General features: G+C 57.2%; 20 protein-coding genes. 12 read left to right on the top strand and 8 right to left on the bottom strand.

Features of this window, described 5'->3' with window-relative positions:
- Positions 1 to 5 precede the first annotated feature (5 nt).
- A complete protein-coding gene (locus ACLPGZ_RS16715; protein WP_060186124.1) occupies positions 6 to 575 on the bottom strand; it encodes a DMT family transporter in 570 nt (189 codons plus the stop codon).
- Between the two features lie 89 nt (positions 576 to 664).
- Here ACLPGZ_RS16715 and ACLPGZ_RS16710 point away from each other — a divergent pair, with 89 nt between their 5' ends.
- Together ACLPGZ_RS16710 and ACLPGZ_RS16705 are read left to right on the top strand one after the other, a co-directional pair.
- Complete coding sequence (locus ACLPGZ_RS16710) at positions 665 to 1,561, top strand: LysR family transcriptional regulator (RefSeq protein ID WP_429641703.1); 897 nt, start codon at positions 665 to 667, stop codon at positions 1,559 to 1,561.
- 169 nt (positions 1,562 to 1,730) lie between these two features.
- The gene (locus tag ACLPGZ_RS16705) at positions 1,731 to 2,705 is read left to right on the top strand and encodes a FecR family protein (protein ID WP_060186126.1); all 975 of its coding nucleotides are present in this window, start codon (positions 1,731 to 1,733) and stop codon (positions 2,703 to 2,705) included.
- 33 nt (positions 2,706 to 2,738) lie between these two features.
- On the opposite strand, the gene ACLPGZ_RS16700 is transcribed toward ACLPGZ_RS16705, so the two are convergent.
- The 3 genes from ACLPGZ_RS16700 to ACLPGZ_RS16690 form a co-directional block, all read right to left on the bottom strand.
- Positions 2,739 to 4,298 carry a TerC family protein gene (locus tag ACLPGZ_RS16700; protein WP_115635307.1) on the bottom strand — a complete coding sequence of 520 codons (1,560 nt, stop codon included), beginning with the start codon at positions 4,296 to 4,298 and terminating at the stop codon, positions 2,739 to 2,741.
- Between the two features lie 71 nt (positions 4,299 to 4,369).
- The gene (locus ACLPGZ_RS16695) at positions 4,370 to 4,720 is read right to left on the bottom strand and encodes a hypothetical protein (protein ID WP_035268424.1); all 351 of its coding nucleotides are present in this window, start codon (positions 4,718 to 4,720) and stop codon (positions 4,370 to 4,372) included.
- 145 nt (positions 4,721 to 4,865) lie between these two features.
- Positions 4,866 to 5,729 carry a pirin family protein gene (locus ACLPGZ_RS16690; RefSeq protein WP_239055020.1) on the bottom strand — a complete coding sequence of 288 codons (864 nt, stop codon included), beginning with the start codon at positions 5,727 to 5,729 and terminating at the stop codon, positions 4,866 to 4,868.
- Between the two features lie 174 nt (positions 5,730 to 5,903).
- Here ACLPGZ_RS16690 and ACLPGZ_RS16685 point away from each other — a divergent pair, with 174 nt between their 5' ends.
- Genes ACLPGZ_RS16685 through ACLPGZ_RS16670 form a run of 4 tightly spaced genes read left to right on the top strand, consistent with a single transcriptional unit; the run spans position 5,904 to position 10,413 of the window.
- Entirely contained in the window at positions 5,904 to 6,641 is a 738-nt protein-coding gene (locus ACLPGZ_RS16685) for a sterol desaturase family protein (RefSeq protein ID WP_153228870.1), read from the top strand.
- Positions 6,638 to 7,552 carry a fatty acid desaturase gene (locus tag ACLPGZ_RS16680; RefSeq protein WP_060186129.1) on the top strand — a complete coding sequence of 305 codons (915 nt, stop codon included), beginning with the start codon at positions 6,638 to 6,640 and terminating at the stop codon, positions 7,550 to 7,552. The genes ACLPGZ_RS16685 and ACLPGZ_RS16680 overlap by 4 nt, the downstream gene beginning before the upstream one ends.
- Before the next feature lie 14 nt (positions 7,553 to 7,566).
- Complete coding sequence (locus ACLPGZ_RS16675; protein ID WP_203145178.1) at positions 7,567 to 9,477, top strand: beta-ketoacyl-ACP synthase III; 1,911 nt, start codon at positions 7,567 to 7,569, stop codon at positions 9,475 to 9,477.
- Between the two features lie 3 nt (positions 9,478 to 9,480).
- A complete protein-coding gene (locus ACLPGZ_RS16670; RefSeq protein ID WP_239055021.1) occupies positions 9,481 to 10,413 on the top strand; it encodes a DUF6999 family protein in 933 nt (310 codons plus the stop codon).
- Positions 10,414 to 10,497: 84 nt separating this feature from the next.
- Here the strand turns inward: ACLPGZ_RS16670 and ACLPGZ_RS16665 are convergent, their stop codons facing one another.
- Complete coding sequence (locus ACLPGZ_RS16665) at positions 10,498 to 11,340, bottom strand: branched-chain amino acid aminotransferase (protein WP_226349586.1); 843 nt, start codon at positions 11,338 to 11,340, stop codon at positions 10,498 to 10,500.
- A gap of 108 nt (positions 11,341 to 11,448) precedes the next feature.
- Between ACLPGZ_RS16665 and ACLPGZ_RS16660 the strand changes: the two genes are divergently transcribed.
- A complete protein-coding gene (locus ACLPGZ_RS16660; protein ID WP_060186133.1) occupies positions 11,449 to 12,369 on the top strand; it encodes a LysR family transcriptional regulator in 921 nt (306 codons plus the stop codon).
- Between the two features lie 86 nt (positions 12,370 to 12,455).
- Here ACLPGZ_RS16660 and ACLPGZ_RS16655 read toward each other — a convergent pair whose 3' ends face one another.
- Complete coding sequence (locus tag ACLPGZ_RS16655) at positions 12,456 to 12,947, bottom strand: GNAT family N-acetyltransferase (protein WP_239055022.1); 492 nt, start codon at positions 12,945 to 12,947, stop codon at positions 12,456 to 12,458.
- A 40-nt stretch (positions 12,948 to 12,987) separates the two neighbouring features.
- Positions 12,988 to 14,091, bottom strand: coding sequence for a DUF418 domain-containing protein (locus ACLPGZ_RS16650; RefSeq protein ID WP_429641689.1), 1,104 nt, complete (start codon positions 14,089 to 14,091; stop codon positions 12,988 to 12,990).
- Positions 14,092 to 14,169: 78 nt separating this feature from the next.
- Between ACLPGZ_RS16650 and ACLPGZ_RS16645 the strand changes: the two genes are divergently transcribed.
- The 5 genes from ACLPGZ_RS16645 to ACLPGZ_RS16625 all read left to right on the top strand — a co-directional run bounded on the left by ACLPGZ_RS16645 (position 14,170) and on the right by ACLPGZ_RS16625 (position 18,594).
- Positions 14,170 to 14,739: a TetR/AcrR family transcriptional regulator gene (locus ACLPGZ_RS16645; RefSeq protein ID WP_035268401.1), complete on the top strand. Its 570-nt coding sequence runs from the start codon at positions 14,170 to 14,172 to the stop codon at positions 14,737 to 14,739.
- 35 nt (positions 14,740 to 14,774) lie between these two features.
- Positions 14,775 to 16,550 carry an ABC transporter ATP-binding protein gene (locus ACLPGZ_RS16640; protein WP_239055024.1) on the top strand — a complete coding sequence of 592 codons (1,776 nt, stop codon included), beginning with the start codon at positions 14,775 to 14,777 and terminating at the stop codon, positions 16,548 to 16,550.
- Between the two features lie 43 nt (positions 16,551 to 16,593).
- Positions 16,594 to 17,211, top strand: a complete 618-nt coding sequence (locus tag ACLPGZ_RS16635) for a GrpB family protein (protein ID WP_239055025.1) — start codon at positions 16,594 to 16,596, stop codon at positions 17,209 to 17,211.
- A 100-nt stretch (positions 17,212 to 17,311) separates the two neighbouring features.
- Positions 17,312 to 17,746, top strand: a complete 435-nt coding sequence (locus ACLPGZ_RS16630) for an acetyltransferase (protein ID WP_239055026.1) — start codon at positions 17,312 to 17,314, stop codon at positions 17,744 to 17,746.
- Positions 17,747 to 17,823: 77 nt separating this feature from the next.
- On the top strand, positions 17,824 to 18,594 hold the full coding sequence (locus ACLPGZ_RS16625; protein WP_239055027.1) for an APH(3')-II family aminoglycoside O-phosphotransferase: 771 nt from the start codon (positions 17,824 to 17,826) through the stop codon (positions 18,592 to 18,594).
- Between the two features lie 153 nt (positions 18,595 to 18,747).
- Here ACLPGZ_RS16625 and ACLPGZ_RS16620 read toward each other — a convergent pair.
- Positions 18,748 to 19,307: fumarylacetoacetate hydrolase family protein (locus ACLPGZ_RS16620; RefSeq protein ID WP_429641687.1), on the bottom strand; the 560-nt coding region annotated here is incomplete at its 5' end.

Below are 19,307 nucleotides of genomic sequence, written 5' to 3'. Positions count from 1 at the left end.
CCCTATCAGGATCGGGTGCTGCTGTCAGCGCCAGCGCGTTGAGCCAGGCTTGGATTGTTTTCCTGAGCGCCACTGTGATCTGCAGTGGCGCTTTTGCTTTCAGCCGCCGCAGAAACGGAAGGCGTAAACCATTGCACCAAGCCCATACCAGCCAAAATCAGCAGCACGCCTAGAATGCGTCCCATATGTACCGGGCGCGGGGTCAGGCCCATCAAACCGTAGTGGTCGATCAGCATGGAGCTGAGCATTTGTCCGGCCACCACGCAGACAATAAAGCTGGCGGCGCCCATGCGTGGCGTCAGAATCAGGGCGGCGCTGATGTAAATGACCCCGCCAACACCACCGGTCCATACCCACCAGGGGGCATGCGCCAGTTGCGCGGTCAGGGGAGCGGGGGCGCGCATCAGCCAGATTGTGGGCAGCACCAGAGCCGCACTGATACAGAGCGACACCAGTGTGGCCCAGAGCGGATGCCCCAGGACCTTACCCAGAACGGCATTGCTGGCAGCTTGAAACGGCACGGCCGAACCGGCAAAGACAGCCACCAACATACTGAACAAAGCGGGACCGGGCATGAGCGTATCTCCATAAGAATCAAAGCTCTATCTTGCACTATTCGCGATTCTTATTGAAATTAATAGTGTGCACAGTCATTATTCGTTCTATGGATGAGCTGCGCCGTATAGACCTGAATTTGATGCTGAGCCTGCATGCCTTGTTGACCGAGCAGCATGTGACGCGGGCTGCCCAGCGTCTGCATAAAAGCCAGCCTGCCGTCAGTCATGCCTTGGCTCATTTGCGCCAGGTGTTCAACGATCCTTTGTTGATACGACGCGGTTCCCGCTTGGAGCTGACCGCGCTGGCCTTGCAGTTGCAGCGACCTCTGGAGCAGGCTTTGCAGCAGCTCAATGGCCTGCTGGATGCGGGTGGCTTTGATCCAGTCAGTGAACAACGTGAATTTCGCTTGGCCATGTCGGATTACGGCGCGCAAATTGTCTTGCCACCGTTGATGCGCCGCCTGCGTCGTGACGCACCGGGTATTCGGCTGGCGGTCAGCCAGGCCAGCCGGGAAGCCATGCAGGGTCAGCTGCGGGATGGCGAGATTGATCTGGCCTTGAGCGTGTTCTCGGAAATTCCAGCCGGCTTGCAGGCGCAGACCTTGTTTGAGGAACACCTGATCTGCATTGCGGATCGGGCCAGTCTGAGCGGCGGGCAAGCCCCTGCTTTGGAAGAGTGGTTGCAGCGCCCGCATGTGTTGCTGGCCATGCGTCCGGGAGGGGAAAGTGAGGTCGACAACGTCCTGAATCGGCTCGGTCTTAAACGGCAGATTGCCTTGTCCTTGCCGCATTGGAGTGCGGCAGCCCAAGTCCTGGCGGGCACGGACCTGATTTTGACGGTGTCCAGCCGCAGTGCCGAGCACTTGCGCGAACAGGCTGAACTGGTGTTTTTCCAGCCTCCCCTGCCCATTCCCTCGGTCTTGTTTCAGCAAGTCTGGCATAGCCGTCGCCACGCGGACCCGGCTCATGCCTGGCTGCGCCAGCAGTTGATGCAGTGCTGTTAAAGCCAGTCTTTACTCTTTATGACGGGCTATGGCTTGACGATAGGGCCTGCAGTTTCCGACAATTTATGTTTACTTTTGAGTTCTCGTTTTTATCCGTTTAAACGGATGGATAAAACGTTTTGGATTGCGTTTGTCAGTCCCTGTGTAGTGCTTTTTGAATTGATTGTTGATGAACCCTGCTAATGCCTTGAATCTGGATGAAGACACCTTGCACAAGGAGGCACGAGCCTGGGTCAGCCGCCTGAAAACGTCCTCGCTGACCTCTCGTCAGGCTCGGGAGCTGCGCCGCTGGTGTGGGCGCAGTCCTTCTCATGCATCCGCTTTTGCGCACGCGCGCGAAATGTGGGATGCCATGCCCCAAGATCGTGAAGATTGGCTGCGCGAAGCCAAGTTGATGAAAAAACGTGGCCACCAGCCTTTGCGTCGCGCCTTGCTGGGCGGTTTGCTGCTGGGTGGTGGCCTGTATCTGGTCGCCAAGCCTCCTATGCAGTTGTGGCCTTCCTTGGCTGATTTGCGTGCTGACTATCGCACGGGTGCGGGCGAGCAGCGGCGCGTGCAGTTGCTGGACCATGTCTGGCTGGATATGAATACGCGCAGTCGCCTGAACGTCGGTGACGACCCGCATCTGGGTCGAATTGTGGCTTTGCTGGATGGGGAAGTGGAAGTGCGACAGTCCGAGCGCTCGGCCTCGGTGTGTACGGTGTTTGCGGGTGCTGGCTCCATTCAGACCTTTAATGGCCGTACCAATATCCGCTATCTGGATGGCAAAACCGAAGTCACCTGTTTGTCCGGCAGTGCGCAGGTGGATTTTGGTGGACAGGGATATCGGCTGGCTGCCGGTGAGCAACTTGTTTACGGTCGCCATGCGATCAGCTCGGTGCAGACAGTTGCGGCGGAGGATTTCCCGTCCTGGCGTCAGGGCCGTCTGACTTTTCATGAGCAGCCTTTGTCGCAGGTGCTGGCCGAGCTGAACCGCTATTGGTCAGGACATCTGATTTTGCGAGACGCCACGTTAGGCCCTGTCTTGGTCAGCTTTGCCGTCAGTCTGGATAACTTGCCTGAGGCGCTGGACATTTTGCAGCAGTTATATGGCGTGGCGGTGACGCGCTTGCCTGGCGGAATCGCGCTTTTGAGTCGTGCTTGATTGAAAAAAGCCCGCTTTGCAGCGGGCTTTTTCTTACTCCTGTGTCTGCTCGGGTTCCTGCAAGCGGCTGACGTGCACCGTTGCAATACGACGCTGGCTGACTTCGGTAATCTCGAAGCGCAAGCCGTCTGCTTCAACGACCGTCCCTACCGTGGGCAGGGAGTCCAGACGCTCCAGCAGGAAACCGGCCACGGAATTGAAGCTGCTGTCTTTCAAAAGCAGGTCGTCCGCTTCCACGGCTTGGGCCAGCAAGAGCAGGTCTATGCTGCCATCCACTTGCCACAGGTTGGGGCCAATCTGCTGAATGGCGGGTTGTTCGTCCTCGTCGGGGAACTCGCCGGCAATGGCCTCCAGAATGTCGATGGGGGTCAGCAGGCCTTCAATCGCGCCGTACTCGTCCGTTACCAGCACGAACTGGCCATTGGACTGCTTCAACATGGCAATCGCGCTGAGTACATCGGTGTGTTCGTGAACGATGATGGGTTCACGCAGATCCGGCCACAGTTTGACTTGCGGGTAGTCGTCCAGATCGGCCAGCAAATCCTTGGCGCGAGCCACACCCACCACCTGGTCCAGATCGCCCTGGCACACCGGCAAGAAGCTGTGTGGGGTGGAGCGCAGTTGCTGGCGCAAGGTATCGGCGGAGTCCTCGATATTGAGCCAGGTAATTTCCTGACGAGGCGTCATCAAGGAGCGAATCGGGCGTTCGGCCAGGCTGAGCACACCGCTGACCATATTGCGTTCTTCGGTGCGGAAAGCCTGCTTGTCCAGTTCCAGCTGACCATCGTTGCCGTTGTCGTCCTTGTCTTCATTCTTGCGGTTGCTCAGCATGCGCAGTACGGCTTCCGCGGTACGGTCACGCAAAGGACGGCGTGACTGCGAGCGCTGCAGGCTGCGGCGGGCAATCTGGTTGAAGAACTCGATCAGGATGGAGAAACCAATAGCCGCGTACAGATAGCCCTTGGGGATCTTGAAGCCCAGGCCTTCGGCGGTCAGCGTCAGACCAATCATCAGCAAGAAGCTTAAGCACAGCACCACCACGGTGGGGTGGTTGTTCACGAAAGTGGTCAGTGGCTTGGAAGCCCAGATCATCAGCGCAATCGAGATAATGACGGCTGCCATCATGACGGGCAGTTGATCCACCATCCCCACGGCAGTAATCACCGCGTCCAGCGAGAACACGGCATCCAGCACCACAATTTGGGCTACCACGACACCAAAGCTGGCATAGGCCTTGTTGGTGCTGGAGTGATGATCGCCACCTTCCAGACGCTCATGCAGTTCGCTGGTGGCCTTGAACAGCAGGAACAGACCGCCCAGCAGCAGGATCAGGTCGCGCCCGGAGAAGCTGAGCGGGCCAATGGAGAACAGTGGCGTGGTCAGGGTGACCAGCCAGGAGACGATAGTAAGCAGACCCAGGCGCATGATCAGCGCCAGCGACAGGCCGATCAGGCGAGCACGGTCGCGCTGATGCGGGGGAAGTTTATCGGCCAGAATCGCGATAAAGATCAGGTTGTCGATGCCGAGAACAATCTCCAGCACCACCAGAGTTAGTAAGCCGACCCAGATGCTGGGATCGAGTAGCCATTCCATGATGTTGTCCTGTTAGACAGATAAATAAGTGCAAAAAAGCAAAGAAGCAGGGCGCCGCGGCGCGTCAGGCGTCAGACGCGGGGCGGGCGGTGCTCCGGGGCAAATTCGCAGCAAATTGCTGGCAGGGAATAGGTCGGACAAGCCGATGGCCAGGCATGCAGCCAGAAAGACTGAACCGGGCAGGGCAAGGGGGTATCCGCGTGATCGGCGTACTGTTGCATGGGCGTGTGCGCCAAAATGGCGCTGAGCTGATGCAAAGGATGATTGGCGGATGAGACACGGCGTTCCGCAGACTCGGCTGCATCGGATTCGTGTTGAGCGAATAAAGCCGATTGACCACCTTGCACGGTTGCGTGGTAGTGGGAGCTGTAAGCCTGTAGGGGAAGAATAAGAAGCAAGACGACGACGAACCAGCGTCTCATAGTGTCTAAGGGAAGTCGATGACGGTTCAGTATATCGTATGCGGGCTGGCTCAATGCAAGTGTGCTGTGATGATGGATGGTCAGGTTGGGGTGGCAGGGGCCGCCATCGGGGCGCGTGGCAGCTTGGAAATAGCAGAGGGAAAGCTCAGCCCAGGCAGCCAAACCGGCCCTGATCAAAGTCGGCAATTGCCTGGGTAATTTCCTGTTGTGTATTCATCACAAAAGAGCCGTAGGTCAAAACGGGCTCATCAATGGGCTCGCCGCCCAGCAACAGTAGCTGGGTGTCGCTTTGGGCGTTCAGCCGGATAGTCTGGCCTTCCAGGCTTAGCAACACGACCTGAGCGGGGCGCACTCGCGTTTGCTGGTTCACTTGTACTTCGCCGCTTCGCACCAGCAAGCTGGTGTTCCAGCCCTCGGGCACCTGAAAACAGGCTTGATGCCCGGCCTTGATCTGTATGTCCCACAACAGGAGCGGGCTGTGATGCCGGGCCGCGCCGGGCTGCTCCCGGTATTGCCCGGCAATCACTCGTATCTGTCCGGCCTGATCGGGCAGGGCCAGAGCGGGAATGTCTGCGCTGGGCAGAGACTGCTGGCTGGGTGGCAGAGTTTTCGCACAAGCAGGCAGGTTGATCCATAGCTGCACCATTTCCCAGGTACCACCCTGACGGGCGAACGGCTCGGAGTGGCTGGCCTGAGACAGCAGGCCGGAGGCCGCACTTAGCCATTGCACATCGCCCGGACCCAGAGCGCCGCTATGACCGCTGGAGTCGCGATGCTCCAGCTCGCCCTGATACACCAGCGTGACGGTTTCAAAGCCGCGTTGCGGGGAGCCATGCACCTTGTGCCGACGGCTACGGGCCGGGTAGGGAGTGGGGGCGGCATAATTCAAGCGCAGAAAGGGGCTGTGCCGGTCCGCGTGGTCCTGATGGCTGAACAAGGTACGCGCCGCCAGACCATCGTCACCCGCCAAAGAGGGGCATGGACTGAGGATGCTGGCGACCTTTTTCATGGCATGGGTTCCGTTTGAAAGCGCATGCCTTCAAGGATAGGGGCGAAACCCCGCTATTGCAAAACTGTATTGCTTGGGCGGGCTGGACGAATGTGAGCAATTAGTAACCAAATTAACAAACGTAATCTTCCTGACCGCGCTAGCATTAGCGCACTTTGTTACGTAGAGAGTGGAATGGGGCAGGCTTTTCAGGCCTTGAGCGTCTGGCAGGTAATGGGCGTGGGCTTATTGTTCTTCGGCGGCATTTACGTGCTGTTTGCACTGGGCACCTTGGCGCTGACACATTGGCTTTTACCTGCCTTGGGTTGGGGACGCCCCCTGGACACGCGCCCTTTGCGTCCTGGCCAACTGCGCCGGGAACTGAAGCAATCCGGCACGGCCATTCTGATTTTTGGCACCGGCATGATTTTTCCCTGGGGCTTTTTGCAGCTAGGCTGGGCGCATTTGACGCCTAATGCCAGCGCGACCCGCATTGCTCTGGAAATTCTGGCTCTGGTGATCTGGAACGACGTGCACTTCTGGATCAATCACCGTCTCTTGCATACCCGCTGGTTGCGCCGTTATCACGGCCCGCACCATTCTTCCGTTGTGGTGACGCCGTTCTCCACCTACAGTTTCCACCCGCTGGAGTCGATCATGCTGGGCAATGTGATTTTGCTGCCCATGGTCGTGCATGACTTCAGTTTCTGGTCGCTTTTGTCCGTGCCCTTGTTCAGCCTGTTTTTCAACAGTATCGGCCACTCCAATTACGACTTTTTCCCCAATGTTTCCAGCCGCCATTGGCTGGCGGCCAGCCGTCGTCACCAGCGCCATCACGCGCAGTACAACGGCAATTACGGTTTTCAATTCAGCTTTATGGATCGCCTGTTTGGCACCCGCTTGCCCGATCGCCCCGAGGAGGCGCGGGGATGAGCGCTGCGTGGCGTTTGCGTCAGCCGCGCGATTGGCAAAGCCTGCTGTACCTGATTGCCTATCCTGTGCTGGTGGTCGTGCTGTGGCGGGGCGGCTTCTCCTGGATTCTGTATGGCTTGCTGCTGTTCCTGACGCTGGGCGTTGGCGTCATCAACCATAACCATCATCATCTGCGCATGTGGCGGGGGCGTATCCCCAACCGCTTGACGGACTTCTGGCTGACCCTGGTACAAGGCCACCCCGCTTGCGTGTTCTGGCCTGCACATGGGCGCAATCACCATCGCTATAAACATGGTGAAAAAGATGTGGCCCGCACTTACCGTTTCTGGCGGGGTGACACCAACGACACGCTGGGCTGGTTGATGCACCCCTTTGAGGCCGTACCTGCGCTGTACCCCATGATTTTTGGCTGGCTGGGTAGCCTGCGCCGTCATTGGCCGGGCGTCTGGGCCTATTGCATGGCGCAGTACGGCGTGTGGCTGGGAAGCTGGGCGCTGGCCCTGGCGCTGGACCCGGTAAAAGGCTTTTTGTACGTGATCCTGCCGCAGCTGCACGGTTTGCACTGGCTGCTGACCACGAATTATCTGCAACATGCCCATGCTGATGGCAGTCACGAGGGCCGTCATGGCGAGCAGCTAGCCTATGCCCGCAATTTCGAGGGCCTGGTCAATCCCTTGCTTTTTAATATCGGCCTGCATGTGGCCCATCATGAGCATTCGTGTACGCACTGGTCCGAGCTGACCCGGCTGCACGACACCGAATACCGAGCCCGCACCCCGGACGCCTTGAACGAAGGGGGGCTGGTGCCTTATATGCTGCGTGTTTTTGTGCTGGGCTTGTTCATGCCCCGCTACCGCAGTCAATCCTTGAACGCCGTGGGCCAGACGGAGCGTCGGCGTGATTCCGTGTAATCAGGAGTATTTCTATGCCCGTGGCCTTTGAGCACGTTGTTATCCATCAGGCCCAGTGGTTTATGCCCGGAGAGCCGGTCGATAACACCGCAATGGATAACTTTATTGCCCCCTTGAATCGTATTTCGGGGCGCATCAAGCAGCGCATTCTGGCCGAGAACGGTATTCAGCAGCGCTACTACGCCATTGGTGAAGATGGCAGCACGCGCTGGAGCAATACGGCCATGGCCGCCAATGCCGTGCGTGCGTGCCTGGAGCAGGCGGGTTTGAGCATGGCGGATGTGAGCTTGCTGGCCAGCGGCTCCTCGGGCGGGGATTTGTTGATGCCCGGCTTTGCCAATGCCATTCAAGGTGAGTTGGCCGCTCCTCCCCTGGAGGTGCATTCGGTCCACGGAATTTGCGCCGCTGGCGTGACCGCCTTGCAGGCCGTTGCCCAGGGGATCGAGCTGGGTGCGCACCGTCACGGCATGGCCGTGGCCAGTGAAATGCCATCGCGCTTGTTCCGCCGATCGCGCTTTGCCTCGCAAGGCTATCAGGCGGACTTTGACTCACACTTCCTGCGCTGGATGTTGTCCGATGGTGCGGGCGCGGCCTTGTTAAGTCATCAAGATCAGGTTCTGCCCACAACGCAGCCCGGAGTCCGCCTGCGCCTGCGCTGGATTCATCAAAAATCCTTCTCGGGTGATTACCCGGTTTGCATGCAGCTGGGAGCAACGCGTGATTCCACTCGCAGCCATCTGGATTACGATTCCTGGGCCGAGGCCGAGCAAGATGGTGCCTTGTCCCTGCGCCAGGACATTCGCCTGCTGCCGCATCTGTTCGACATCGGCATACACGAATACGTAAAACTGGTGCGTGATGGCTGGGTAGACCCCGAGCGCATCAGCCATTTCCTGTGCCATTACTCCTCCGAAAAATTCATCCCCGTGGTGGCAGATTTGCTGGAACAGGCTGGCCTGGGCATTCCTGCCGAGCGCTGGTACAGCAATCTGCGCTGGCGCGGCAATACGGGCGCAGCATCTATTCTGATCATGCTGGCCGAGTTCATGCGCGACCGGACCTTGACGCCCGGCGAGCAAATCCTGTGCTACGTGCCCGAGTCGGGCCGCTTCATGACGGCCTATATGTTGCTGGAAGTAGAAGCCTGCGATGCACCGGCCCCGGCTGTGTCTTATCCTGCGGCCAAACAAGCGCCAGCCACGTCCTCGGATCAGGTGGATATTGCCCCTCCGCATGACCCGGCCACCGCCCCGCAAGGTTTGCGCGATCTGCTGACGCAATTGGCCCCCATCTGGCACGACTATCGCTCCCAAGTGTGGCGTACGCCCTTGCTGCGCAGCCTGCACGACGGCTCGATCCGCATGCAGGATTATCAAAAGTGGATGGCGGACTGGATTCCCCAGGTACGTGAAGGGGCCAAGTGGATGCGTGAAGCGTGCGATTCTCTGTCGCCCACCTATGCCCCGCTGGCCGAGCTGATTCGCTTACACGCCGGCGAAGAGCAGGATGACTTCAAGATACTGTTCGAGGACTATCAGCACGCTGGTGGCACCGCGACCGAGATCGAGCAGTTGAGCCGTAACCCCGGCGGTCAGGCCCTGAACGCTTACCTGCATGCCTTGGCCGCCAGCCAGGACCCGATTGGTTTGCTGGGGGCGATTTATATTATTGAAGGCACCGGCCAGCGTATTGTTCCGGCCTTGTTGCCTTTGCTGAAATCCTCGCTGTCGCTGGAACCGAATATGTACCGTTTCCTGCACTACCATGGCATGAACGACGAGCATCATCTGGCTCGCTGGCTGGTAGCCGTTGAACTGGCTCTGGATTGTGATGAAACAGGTCGCGCCGAGCAGATTATTATTGAAACCGCGCGTCGTACCGCCGCCCTGTACCTGATGCAGTTCCAATACGCGAAAGAGTTTTAAGTCATGGATCAAATCCCGGATTTTTTAAGCAAGCCGCATGACCCGCAGGACCCCAATCCTTGGCGGGCCTTGTATCTGGATCGCAGCACGCCCCTGCCTGATGAAGTGAAGCAGGCCTGGCTGGCCGACTCCAGCTCGTCGTCACGCCAGTACCTGCTGCCATTCCTGCGGCCATTGGCGCGCCTGATGATTATTGTGATTCAGGTCGTTAAAACCTTTTTGCCGCGCAAATGGTCACATTCGGGCCTGCTGCATCGCATTCTGGTGTGGGGGCTGAAGCGCTTTGTCTCGCCACAGGCCAACTGGCTGATTCTGCGTCACTTCCATTTGGGATCACAGGTGCTGGCTTTTATCGCGGCCAATTCGCCCACCAAGGTGCCGACCACGCCGCTCACCCCCATGAACATCGACGAATTGCGCGATCACACCTTTGTGAAGCACGATTTGAATCTGTTCAATTTCGTGATCCGGCTCAATCAGACCTTGCGGGACAATAATCAGGAAATCGGCCCGCCGAAACGCGTGGATTTCTCCATGATCCAGCCCGTGCCTTTGGCGCTGGACGATATGCCGCAAGGCTCGCTGAACAAGATGGATCTGCAAAGCGCCATCGAACTGTTCACGCCCCTGTACCAGTTGCTGCTGACTGATAACGACTTCTGGCGTGCGGCCAATTCCCTGCAGCTGGACGAGACTATCGGGATTTACGCGGCCAAGATTTTGCAGGCACCCGAGCATTTGATTCTGGTGAACAATGGTCACCCCTTGGTGCCCATGTCGACCTTGCGAGCAGGCTACCGTTTGGTGCTGCACGGTCTGTCTACAGAGATGCTGCATAGCTTGCTCAATCAGATGAAGCAGGCGCAGGCGCAGGCAGAGGGGGCTCAAACACCGGATTTGGGGCAGGGCGATAGTTCGGTTTCTGCCGAGATGTAAAAACAAAAACGGCTCATGCATGAGCCGTTTTTCTATTGGGCACATGGCCCATTTCCAACCATGCTGTTGGCTACTTTCTGAGACTTAGTTGCGCTTGGTATAGGCCATGTACAGCTCGTGAGCACGGGTTTCAATCGGGCCGCGGGCGTAGTGGCGATCGTCAATGCGATTGCAGTGCAGGACCTTGCCGTTATTGCCGGTGCTAAATACTTCATCGGCATCCAGTACGTCTTGTGGTGTCAGGCTGGCTTCACGTACCTCAATTCCGTCGTCGCGCAGCAGCTGCATGACACGCTGGCGGGTAATGCCGTTCAGGAAGGTGCCGTTCAGCGCCGGGGTCAGGGCGACGCCGTCACGCACAATCCACAGATTGGCAACAGCAAACTCGGCCACCTTGCCCTTGGAGTCCAGCACGATGGCGTTGTCAAAACCGCGTGCGCTGGCATCACGCAAAATACGCTGGGTGTTGGGATACAGGCAGGAGGCTTTGGCATCGGTAGGTGCCATGGACGGATCAGGGCGCAGGAATTCGCTGAAGGTCGCGCTAAAGCCGCTGTCAGCAGGCAGTGGGGATTCAAAAATATGAATTGCCAGTTGGGTGGTGGCCGGGTCGGGCAACAAGAAGCCGCCGGGTGCGAAATACAGTAGCTTGATGTAGTAGTCCGTAGTGTGAGGCAGCTTTTTCAGGCCCTCGCGCACCAGGTCCACGGTTTGCTGCGGCGTCATCACGGGCTCCATGCCCAGGGTGAGGGCAGAACGGTTCAAGCGCTCGCAGTGCAGGTCCAGATCCGGAGTATGGCCTTGAATAGAACGGGCACCGTCAAAGACCGTGGTGGCCATCCAGAACGCATGGTCGGTCGCGCCAATCAAAGGTGCGCTGGTGCTGTTCCATTGACCGTTGGACCACGTGATTTCATTTTTACTCATGGGGCTTTCCTCCTGGTTTTGTTGGGACGTAGTGGCAATTTATCTTGTCGTTGTACTATTTCCAACACACATAATAGAGAGCAAAAAACGACTTGAGGTGGTGTCAGCGTGCTATCTGATATTTACAAAACATATAACTGGACGCTGGCCGAGCTGCATGCTTTCTGCCTGATCTGCGAATGTCAGAACCTGAGTCAGGCCGCGCTGCGTATCGGGATCAGCCAGTCGGCTATTTCCCTGATGGTGCAACGTTGGCGACAGGCGCTGGGTGATCCTTTGTTTGTACGGGCGCGCTATGGTGTGGCACCCACGCAGATCGCCATTGCACTGCGCGAAAAACTGCAACCGTTGCTGGAAGAAGTGGGCATTGCCTTGACGCAAACCCAAGGCTTCAATCCTGCTCAGTCTACGCGTGTTTTCAAGGTCCATATGACGGATATCGGCCAACTGGTTTTTTTGCCGGGGCTGAACAATTTTGTCGCCAAACACGCGCCAGGTATTCGCCTGGTCATCAAGAATCTGGGCTGGGAATCGCTGGAAAGCGGTTTGAGTTCGGGCGAGATTGATCTGGCGATTGGCTCTTTGCCCATGATTAAAGGGCGAGTGCATTCGCGCGTGTTCCGCCACGAGCGTTATGTGACAGCCATGCGCAAAGGCCATCCCCTGGCCAGAAATGAGCTGGATCTGGAAGCCTTTGTGGCGGCTGATCATCTGGCCATTGATGCCACCAGCAGCGGGCATTCTCTGGTGGAAAACGCCCTGCGCTCCCTGGATATGCGGCGCAATATCAGCCTGACGATTCCCCACTATCTGGCTGCGGAGCAGATTCTGGTTAACAGTAATTATTTGCTGACCGTGCCCAATGTGGCCGTCCTGTCTTTCCAGGACCCTGCCGCCTTGTGCATTGTGCCTACGCCGCTGGCTCTGCCCAGCTTTGATGTGCGCGTACATTGGCATGAGCGCAGTCGACAGGACGAAGGCGTGCGCTGGTTGCGCACGGCCATTTCGGATTTGTTCGGGCAGCGCTAAGCCTATTTGGTGATTAGGATGCGGTTTGCACAAGGGCTGTACACGGTTTGCGAAGGCCATCGTTCAGCACCTTGCCCATTTGGCTATCAAGCAAATTTCAGCACGGCTTCCAGCTCGTGCTCCCCATAGGTGCCGCCTGTCAGCTCAAAGCCCAGTTTCGAGTAGAACGCTTCCGGGCTGCCTTCCCCCCGGCTATAGCCTAGCCGAATTTCCTTGTAACCCTGGTACTTCAGATCATGAATCAGCAGGGAAATTGCTTTGCGCCCGAAACCCAGATTTTGGAAGGGGGCTGCAATCATGAAGCGCCATAAAAAGGCACCAGGATACAGAATGCCTTCGTCATGGTCGGCACCGATATGCAGCATGATAAAGCCCACCAGGGTGTCATTAGCGTAGATGGCACGGAACCAGGCATTCTCGGAAAAGTGCGCCTCTGCAATGGAGGTGCCATTGTCGGCAATCATGCTGCGCTGTGCGGGAGAGAGGGTCTCGCTTAGCTCACATACCTCGTAGACGGTTTGCGAGTTGATGCGACGAAAAGAGACGGTGGCGTCTTTGGAAACGGTTTGTTCACTCATATGAATTCAAGGTTTCATGTTCAGCTAAAAGGCGGGCGGTTCAGGCGTGTTTGGACCCGTAGGTGATGCGTCGTAGCACCGCCTCCAAGGGGCCGCGCCCCCAGCGCTGGGCGATCAGACCTGTCAGGCTCATGGCCAGCAGAGCCATAGCAATGGCGATCAATAACAGTGCGGCATTGCCAAAGGAATCAAACAGATCCAGGCCATAGCTGCTGAAAACAAGACCCGCCAGAATGCCTTGGCTGACATAGGCGCTAAGTGAATTGCGGCCAGCTTCGATCAGCACATTGGGCAGGCTGAACCATTGTCCGCAATGCAATAGCAGGTATAGATATACCGTGGACAATAAAGGCGCACCGATTGCGATGCTGAAAAGGCCCATCAAGCCCATCAGATTCTGTTCGTTGGACATGCTGGCGCCAAAGAAGTTGATAGCTAAAGCCAGCGGCAAGAGCCAGGGCAGGGCGCGGCCCAGTTTTTGTTGCCCAGGGCTATGAGCTTCAAAAAAGTTGCTTTTAGCCGCGGCCAAACCCATCAGCATGGCTCCAAAGGCCAGTGGACCCTGGTACAGAAACAGGAAAACAAAGGACTCCGGCCATTCGCTGATGCGTGCCAGTGTCGCCTCGGAGAAGGCACCGCCCAGGGAGTACACCGGGGCTATGTCTTCGCTACCTGCCAGCAGATAAGCGATCAGTGCCAGGCTGACAATTTCTACCAGCACCATCAACAACGCCACCTTGATCAACCCACGCGGGGAGAGCTTGCGTAGTGGCCAGATCAGCACACCCAGCACCGAGTAAAGCAGCAGGATATCGCCGGTAAAAACCAGCGTCGCGTGCAAGCAACCCAGCACGGCCAGGCCGAGCATGCGACGGAAGTAGCGGCTGCTGAGGGGGACGCCAGCACGTTGGGCAGAGCGTGCCTGGATTTCTATACCCCAGCCAAAAATCAGCGAGAACAGCAGGAAGAATTTGCCCTGAAACAGAAATTCGATCAGGAAGGCAGCCATGTGGTCATAGGAGGAGGATGTGGCTGTCGGGCCACTGTCGCTCAGTGCCAGATAGGGCAGGTTCACCACACAAATACCGATCAGAGCGGCGGTGCGAATCAGGTCGATGGAGGAGTTTCGAGAAGCCGTAGACATGGATGTTTATTGATTGAGCGCTTGTTCAATGCCATAATATTGAGCGCTTGCTCAACGTGTCAATAGGGAGGGAAGGTGATGAGTGAAAAAGAAGACAGTGCCACACGAATTCGACAGGCCGCGGTTGAGGTCCTGATGGAAGTTGGTGTTCGCGCCGCCACCACTCGCATGGTGACCGAACGGGCTGGAGTGGGCCGTGGACTGTTGAACCATTACTTTCGCTGGTCCGAATTGCGGGCCGAGGCTTGGGGCGAGATCTTCGATCAGCTCATGGAATGGGAGGCTGCGCAATCTGCAGACCCTCGGGTTCTGATGGAGGATTACCTGAAGACGGCCTTCGAAGAGCGCAATCGCATCTATTGGTTTTTGTGGATTGATGCCACTGATCTGGCCAAAACCGATGCAGCCCTGGCCGTAGTGACCACCCGCGTGCATAAAAGAATGCTGGAACAACTTGCCTCTTACCTGAGTCGGGGCACGGAGCAAGGTTTTTGGCAGGTACCCGATGCCCAGGGCACGGCACTGCGCTTATCTGCGATGTATGACGGCTTGGCCAATATGCTGTTGACCGATTTTACGGATCTGAGCCCTGCCCAGGCCGAACAGCATTTGCGACATTTATTTTTTCTGGAAACCCGGCCGACTTAGCCTGAATCCGTCGGCCTGCCTTAAGTAGTTTGATGATGGAAATCGATACTGATTACAAAACGCTATCCTCCCGCCATACCTCCGTGGGCCGGATTTTGGGTTTGTTCAAACCCTGGCGCATGCGCTTGTTTATGGTGGCCCTGCTGATTGCCTTTGGTGCAGTGATTGGCGTGGTGTCTCCTTTTTTGCTGCGCGAGATTATCGACACAGCTTTGCCGGACCAGGACTTTGGACTGCTGGTTTGGCTGGTGCTGGGCCTGCTGGGTATCAGTGCCTTGGGTGCCAGCATCAGTGTGTTGCAAACCATTTTGTCCACCAAGATCGGGCAGGCCATCATGCACGATTTGCGGGTCGGTTTGTATCGTCATCTGCAAAGCCTGTCGTTGGGCTTTTTCATTCGTACTCGTACAGGTGAAATTCAGTCCCGTATCGCCAATGATATTGGTGGCTTGCAGGCTGTGGTCAGCAACACAGCCACTGATTTGGCGCGTAACTTGAGCGTGGTGGTCACCACGGCCATTGCCATGTTGCTGTTGGACTGGCGCTTGGCTCTGTTCTCCTTTGCTGTCTTGCCGCCCTTGATCTGGCTGAGTAATAAGGTAGGGGAACTGCGCGAGCGTTTGACGCATGATCAGCAGGCTGGTCACGCGAATATGTCGGCGACAGTGCAAGAAACCTTGTCAGCTCCGGGCATCATTTTGTCCCGTACCTTGGCACAAGGCGGTTTTTTGACGCGGCGCTTTGCACAGGTCTCCTCGGAGGTAGCCCGACTGGAAGTGCGTGCGCACACGGCTGGTGAATGGCAATGGTCGCTGATCTATCTGTTTTTAAGTGCCTTGCCCGCTTTGACGCTGTTGCTGGGTGGCTGGCTGATCGGCCAGGGTATGGTGGTCACCATCGGAACCCTGTTTGCCCTGATTGCCTTGCAGGAGCAGTTGATGTGGCCGTTGGAAGAACTGCTGCAAAGTGGGGTGCGTCTGCGCACTACCCGAGCGCTGTTCACCCGGATTTTTGAGTACATGGATACGCCGCCCGAGTTGACAGAGCCTGCCCAGCCCCGTCCTTTCCCGGCTACGGGACCGCGAGGTCATGTGCGGCTCAAAGGAGTGAGCTACCGCTATCAATCCGAGACCGCTACCTTGTCCGACATCAATATGGATATTCCTGCGGGCAGTCATGTGGCGATTGTGGGACCGACAGGCGCTGGTAAAACTACCCTGGGTTACTTGTTGGCGCGTCTGGCCGACCCGAATCAAGGCAGCATCACGATTGATGGTATTGATCTGCGCCAGATGAGTTTCGAGCAGTTGGCCAGTGTGCTGGGCGTGGTGAATCAGGAGCCCTTTTTGTTGAATGCCAGCATTGCGGAGAATTTGCGTTTTGCACGGCCTGAGGCAAGTGATGAGGAGCTGCTGGCCGCAGCCAAAACCGCGCAGATTCATGACTTCATCATGTCCTTGCCGCAGGCGTATGAAACTACGGTGGGCGAGCGAGGGTATCGTTTTTCCGGGGGCGAAAAACAGCGCTTGGCTCTGGCTCGTACCATTCTGCGCAACCCGCCCGTTCTCTTGCTGGATGAGGCCACTAGTGCGTTGGATAACACCACGGAAAATGCCATGTCAGCCGCCTTGGCCAAAATGGCGGAAACTCGTACCGTTATTTCGATTGCGCACCGCCTGTCTACCGTCCGTCATGCCGACCGCATTTTTGTGCTCAAGGCGGGCAGGCTGGTTGAGCAGGGTAGCCATCAGGAACTGGCTGCGCTGGACGGTGTGTATGCCCAACTTTTGAAAGCCGGTCAGTCCATGTGAGGTGGACGTGGAAAAGTTGAAAGTCGTATCAAGGAGAATTTGTGTGAATCGCGAGAACAGGACCGTGTCTGCATCGGCACTAAGCAAAATCACTACCTTCGAGGAGGGCGACCCCAATGAGAACCCCTGGGTGGCAGGCGAGCCTAAAGCAGAGCTGATCGAGGTTCAGGACTACGATGCGAACTGGCCGGTGCTGTATCAGCGCTTGAGTCAGGAAATTCAGGCGGCCCTGGGCAATAAGGCCCTGACTATTGCGCATGTGGGCTCGACCGCGGTGCTCGGTCTGCCTGCCAAGCCTGTGATTGATATTGATGTGCTGGTGGACGACCCGGAGCAGGAAGAGGACTATGTTCCTGCGTTGAACGCCTTGGGTTATGAGTTGAGCATACGTGAGCGCTCCTGGTATCAGCACCGCATGCTGCGTCAGGAAGAGCCGCGTGTGAATCTGCATGTGTTCGGCCCGGATTGCCCTGAACATATTCGCCATATCCTGTTTCGGGACTGGCTGGGTACGCATCCCGAGGATTTGCAGCGCTATGCCCAGGCCAAAATGCAGGCTAAAGAAGGGGCTGGCAGTGTGCAGGATTACAACCAGCGAAAGCAGGCAGTAGTGCGGAATATTTATCAAAAGATTTTTGCATCACAGGGACTGTCGTCTTGAATCTGGCCGGTGTTTTTGTCCCGGCTGCAGCCTTGACATACCTACCGCTGACATCAGGATCTTGCTTGCCAGCTAACACTTTACAAACAGGATGCGCCCCATGAGGATTCGTCATTCGCGCCCGGAGGACGGGCAACGTGCGGTTGAAATCTGGCGCAAGGCTGTGGATGCCACGCACGATTTTTTATCCGTCCAGGACCGTCAGGAAATTGATGCAATGGTCTGCAGTTTTCTGCCCCAGGCCAGTTTATGGCTGGCAGTGGACGAGACGGATTACCCGCTGGCTTTCATGCTGATTGACCAGGGCCATATGCAGGCCTTGTTTGTGGACCCGGACAGCCGGGGAACGGGCGTAGGCAAGGCTTTGGTGCTGCATGGCTTGAGCCTGCATCCCAGCATGACTACCGATGTGAATGAACAGAATGAGCAAGCGGTGGGCTTTTACGAAAAAATGGGCTTCAAGCGTATTGGACGCTCGCCCGTGGATGATCAGGGCAAGCCATACCCGCTGATTCACCTGCAGTATCAGGTCTGATGGGCATCACGGTCTGATTCGTTTGGCTTGATCCCTCCCTCCGTTTTTATCGACTGTTTTCAGCAAGGTTTTTAAGTATGAGTTTTCCTCTTGCCTGGCAAACCCGACTGGCTACCGCCAAGGTACAACGTCAAACCATTGGGGAGTCCGGGGCTGATGTCTGGCGTCTGGACTGGCCGGATGGCTCCTGCCAGTTTGTGAAGGCAGAAGACGATCTGCCTTTGGCCGAGCTGCCCGATGAAATTGAGCGCTTGCGCTGGATGCATACGCAAGGTCTGCCTTGCCCAGAGGTGCTGGATACTTTGTTGGCGCAGGGCCGCCATTGGCTGCTGATGAGTGCTGTTCCTGGGCGCGATCTGGCCTGCACAGAGGGCTTGTCTCCCCAGCAAACCGTGGAGTTACTGGCTTCGTCCTTGCAAGGCCTGCACCGCTTGCCACTTGAAGCCTGCCCCTTCGATCATCGCCTGGAGCATCGGTTGGCCGATGCACGTGCCAGGGCGAAAGCCGGCCTCATTGATGAAGAAGATTTTGACGATGAACGTCAGGGCATGCCGGTTCAAAGCCTGCTGGACGAGCTATATGCCGGCCGCCCAGGACAAGAAGATCTGGTGGTCACCCATGGCGATGCCTGCTTGCCCAACTTCATGGTGCATCAAGGGCAGTTCAGCGGTTTTATCGACTGCGGACGTTTGGGCGTGGCAGATCGTTATCAGGATCTGGCGCTGACGGCGCGCAGCATAGAGCGCAATTTGGGCAAGGAGTGGCTAGCGCCTTTCTTTGCCTTGTACGGCGTGGAAATGGATGCCGAGCGCATCGCTTTCTTCTGCCTGTTAGATGAGTTTTTTTAAACCCGACTGGTCGTTGTCTCCCAAGGTCAGCCACTATTGGAAAATCGGCTTTGCACGCGGCATTTCCTAGAGCAGCAGTGCAGAGTTTGTGCTGCCTGATGAGAGACTCTGTCGGGCAAAACCAGCGCCGTTTCGGACGCTGGCAATGTGATCTTAGGCGCAGATAAAATTCAGCTCGCCGATCCCTTGAATGGCCGCCTGAATTCGGTCGCCGGGGGCGGCATACAGCATGGGTAAACAGGTGCCCGTAATGATGACCTGCCCTTTTTGCAGCCCGCCAAGGTGGTGGCTGCCCTGATTAGCCAGCCAGATGAGCAGTCGTGTCAGCTCACCCGCCGGATTCTGGTTCGGCCCTTGCAGCAAGGGTTGCTGCCCCACTTGCAGGCGTGCCCATGCAGGTTGTAGCAATGTCATATCCTGCGCGGCGACGCCTTGCGGCTGATAGACCAGCGCACCGTGGCTAGCTAGATCGGCCAGGGTGGATAGACGGCCTACGGTGTCACGCTGCGCAAAGCGGGATTCCACAATTTCGACGGCTACACAGATCTGGCTGACCGCCTGCCAGATTTGTTCCATGGAATACGGTGCCTGGCCGGGCGGTAAGTCCTGACCCAGAACCAGGCCGATTTCCACTTCTATGCCGCGCAAGGACAGCTCCTTGCTGGATGGTACATCCGGGCTGGCGTAACGAGAACGCTGGGGCAGGGGGGCGC

It is taken from the genome of Alcaligenes sp. Me129, assembly GCF_050487245.1.
GTDB lineage: Bacteria > Pseudomonadota > Gammaproteobacteria > Burkholderiales > Burkholderiaceae_B > Alcaligenes > Alcaligenes phenolicus.
The sequence above is the reverse complement of the archived record's forward strand: the minus strand, read 5'-3'. Positions and strand labels throughout refer to the sequence as shown.

Bases quoted from the DNA above. Each gene is read 5' to 3' on its own strand.
- ACLPGZ_RS16715 (WP_060186124.1), bottom strand. From the start codon at position 575: ATGCCCGGTCCCGCTTTGTTCAGTATGTTGGTGGCTGTCTTTGCCGGT.
- ACLPGZ_RS16710 (WP_429641703.1), top strand. From the start codon at position 665: ATGGATGAGCTGCGCCGTATAGACCTGAATTTGATGCTGAGCCTGCAT.
- ACLPGZ_RS16705 (WP_060186126.1), top strand. From the start codon at position 1,731: ATGAACCCTGCTAATGCCTTGAATCTGGATGAAGACACCTTGCACAAG.
- ACLPGZ_RS16700 (WP_115635307.1), bottom strand. From the start codon at position 4,298: ATGGAATGGCTACTCGATCCCAGCATCTGGGTCGGCTTACTAACTCTG.
- ACLPGZ_RS16695 (WP_035268424.1), bottom strand. From the start codon at position 4,720: ATGAGACGCTGGTTCGTCGTCGTCTTGCTTCTTATTCTTCCCCTACAG.
- ACLPGZ_RS16690 (WP_239055020.1), bottom strand. From the start codon at position 5,729: ATGAAAAAGGTCGCCAGCATCCTCAGTCCATGCCCCTCTTTGGCGGGT.
- ACLPGZ_RS16685 (WP_153228870.1), top strand. From the start codon at position 5,904: ATGGGGCAGGCTTTTCAGGCCTTGAGCGTCTGGCAGGTAATGGGCGTG.
- ACLPGZ_RS16680 (WP_060186129.1), top strand. From the start codon at position 6,638: ATGAGCGCTGCGTGGCGTTTGCGTCAGCCGCGCGATTGGCAAAGCCTG.
- ACLPGZ_RS16675 (WP_203145178.1), top strand. From the start codon at position 7,567: ATGCCCGTGGCCTTTGAGCACGTTGTTATCCATCAGGCCCAGTGGTTT.
- ACLPGZ_RS16670 (WP_239055021.1), top strand. From the start codon at position 9,481: ATGGATCAAATCCCGGATTTTTTAAGCAAGCCGCATGACCCGCAGGAC.
- ACLPGZ_RS16665 (WP_226349586.1), bottom strand. From the start codon at position 11,340: ATGAGTAAAAATGAAATCACGTGGTCCAACGGTCAATGGAACAGCACC.
- ACLPGZ_RS16655 (WP_239055022.1), bottom strand. From the start codon at position 12,947: ATGAGTGAACAAACCGTTTCCAAAGACGCCACCGTCTCTTTTCGTCGC.
- ACLPGZ_RS16650 (WP_429641689.1), bottom strand. From the start codon at position 14,091: ATGTCTACGGCTTCTCGAAACTCCTCCATCGACCTGATTCGCACCGCC.
- ACLPGZ_RS16645 (WP_035268401.1), top strand. From the start codon at position 14,170: ATGAGTGAAAAAGAAGACAGTGCCACACGAATTCGACAGGCCGCGGTT.
- ACLPGZ_RS16640 (WP_239055024.1), top strand. From the start codon at position 14,775: ATGGAAATCGATACTGATTACAAAACGCTATCCTCCCGCCATACCTCC.
- ACLPGZ_RS16630 (WP_239055026.1), top strand. From the start codon at position 17,312: ATGAGGATTCGTCATTCGCGCCCGGAGGACGGGCAACGTGCGGTTGAA.
- ACLPGZ_RS16625 (WP_239055027.1), top strand. From the start codon at position 17,824: ATGAGTTTTCCTCTTGCCTGGCAAACCCGACTGGCTACCGCCAAGGTA.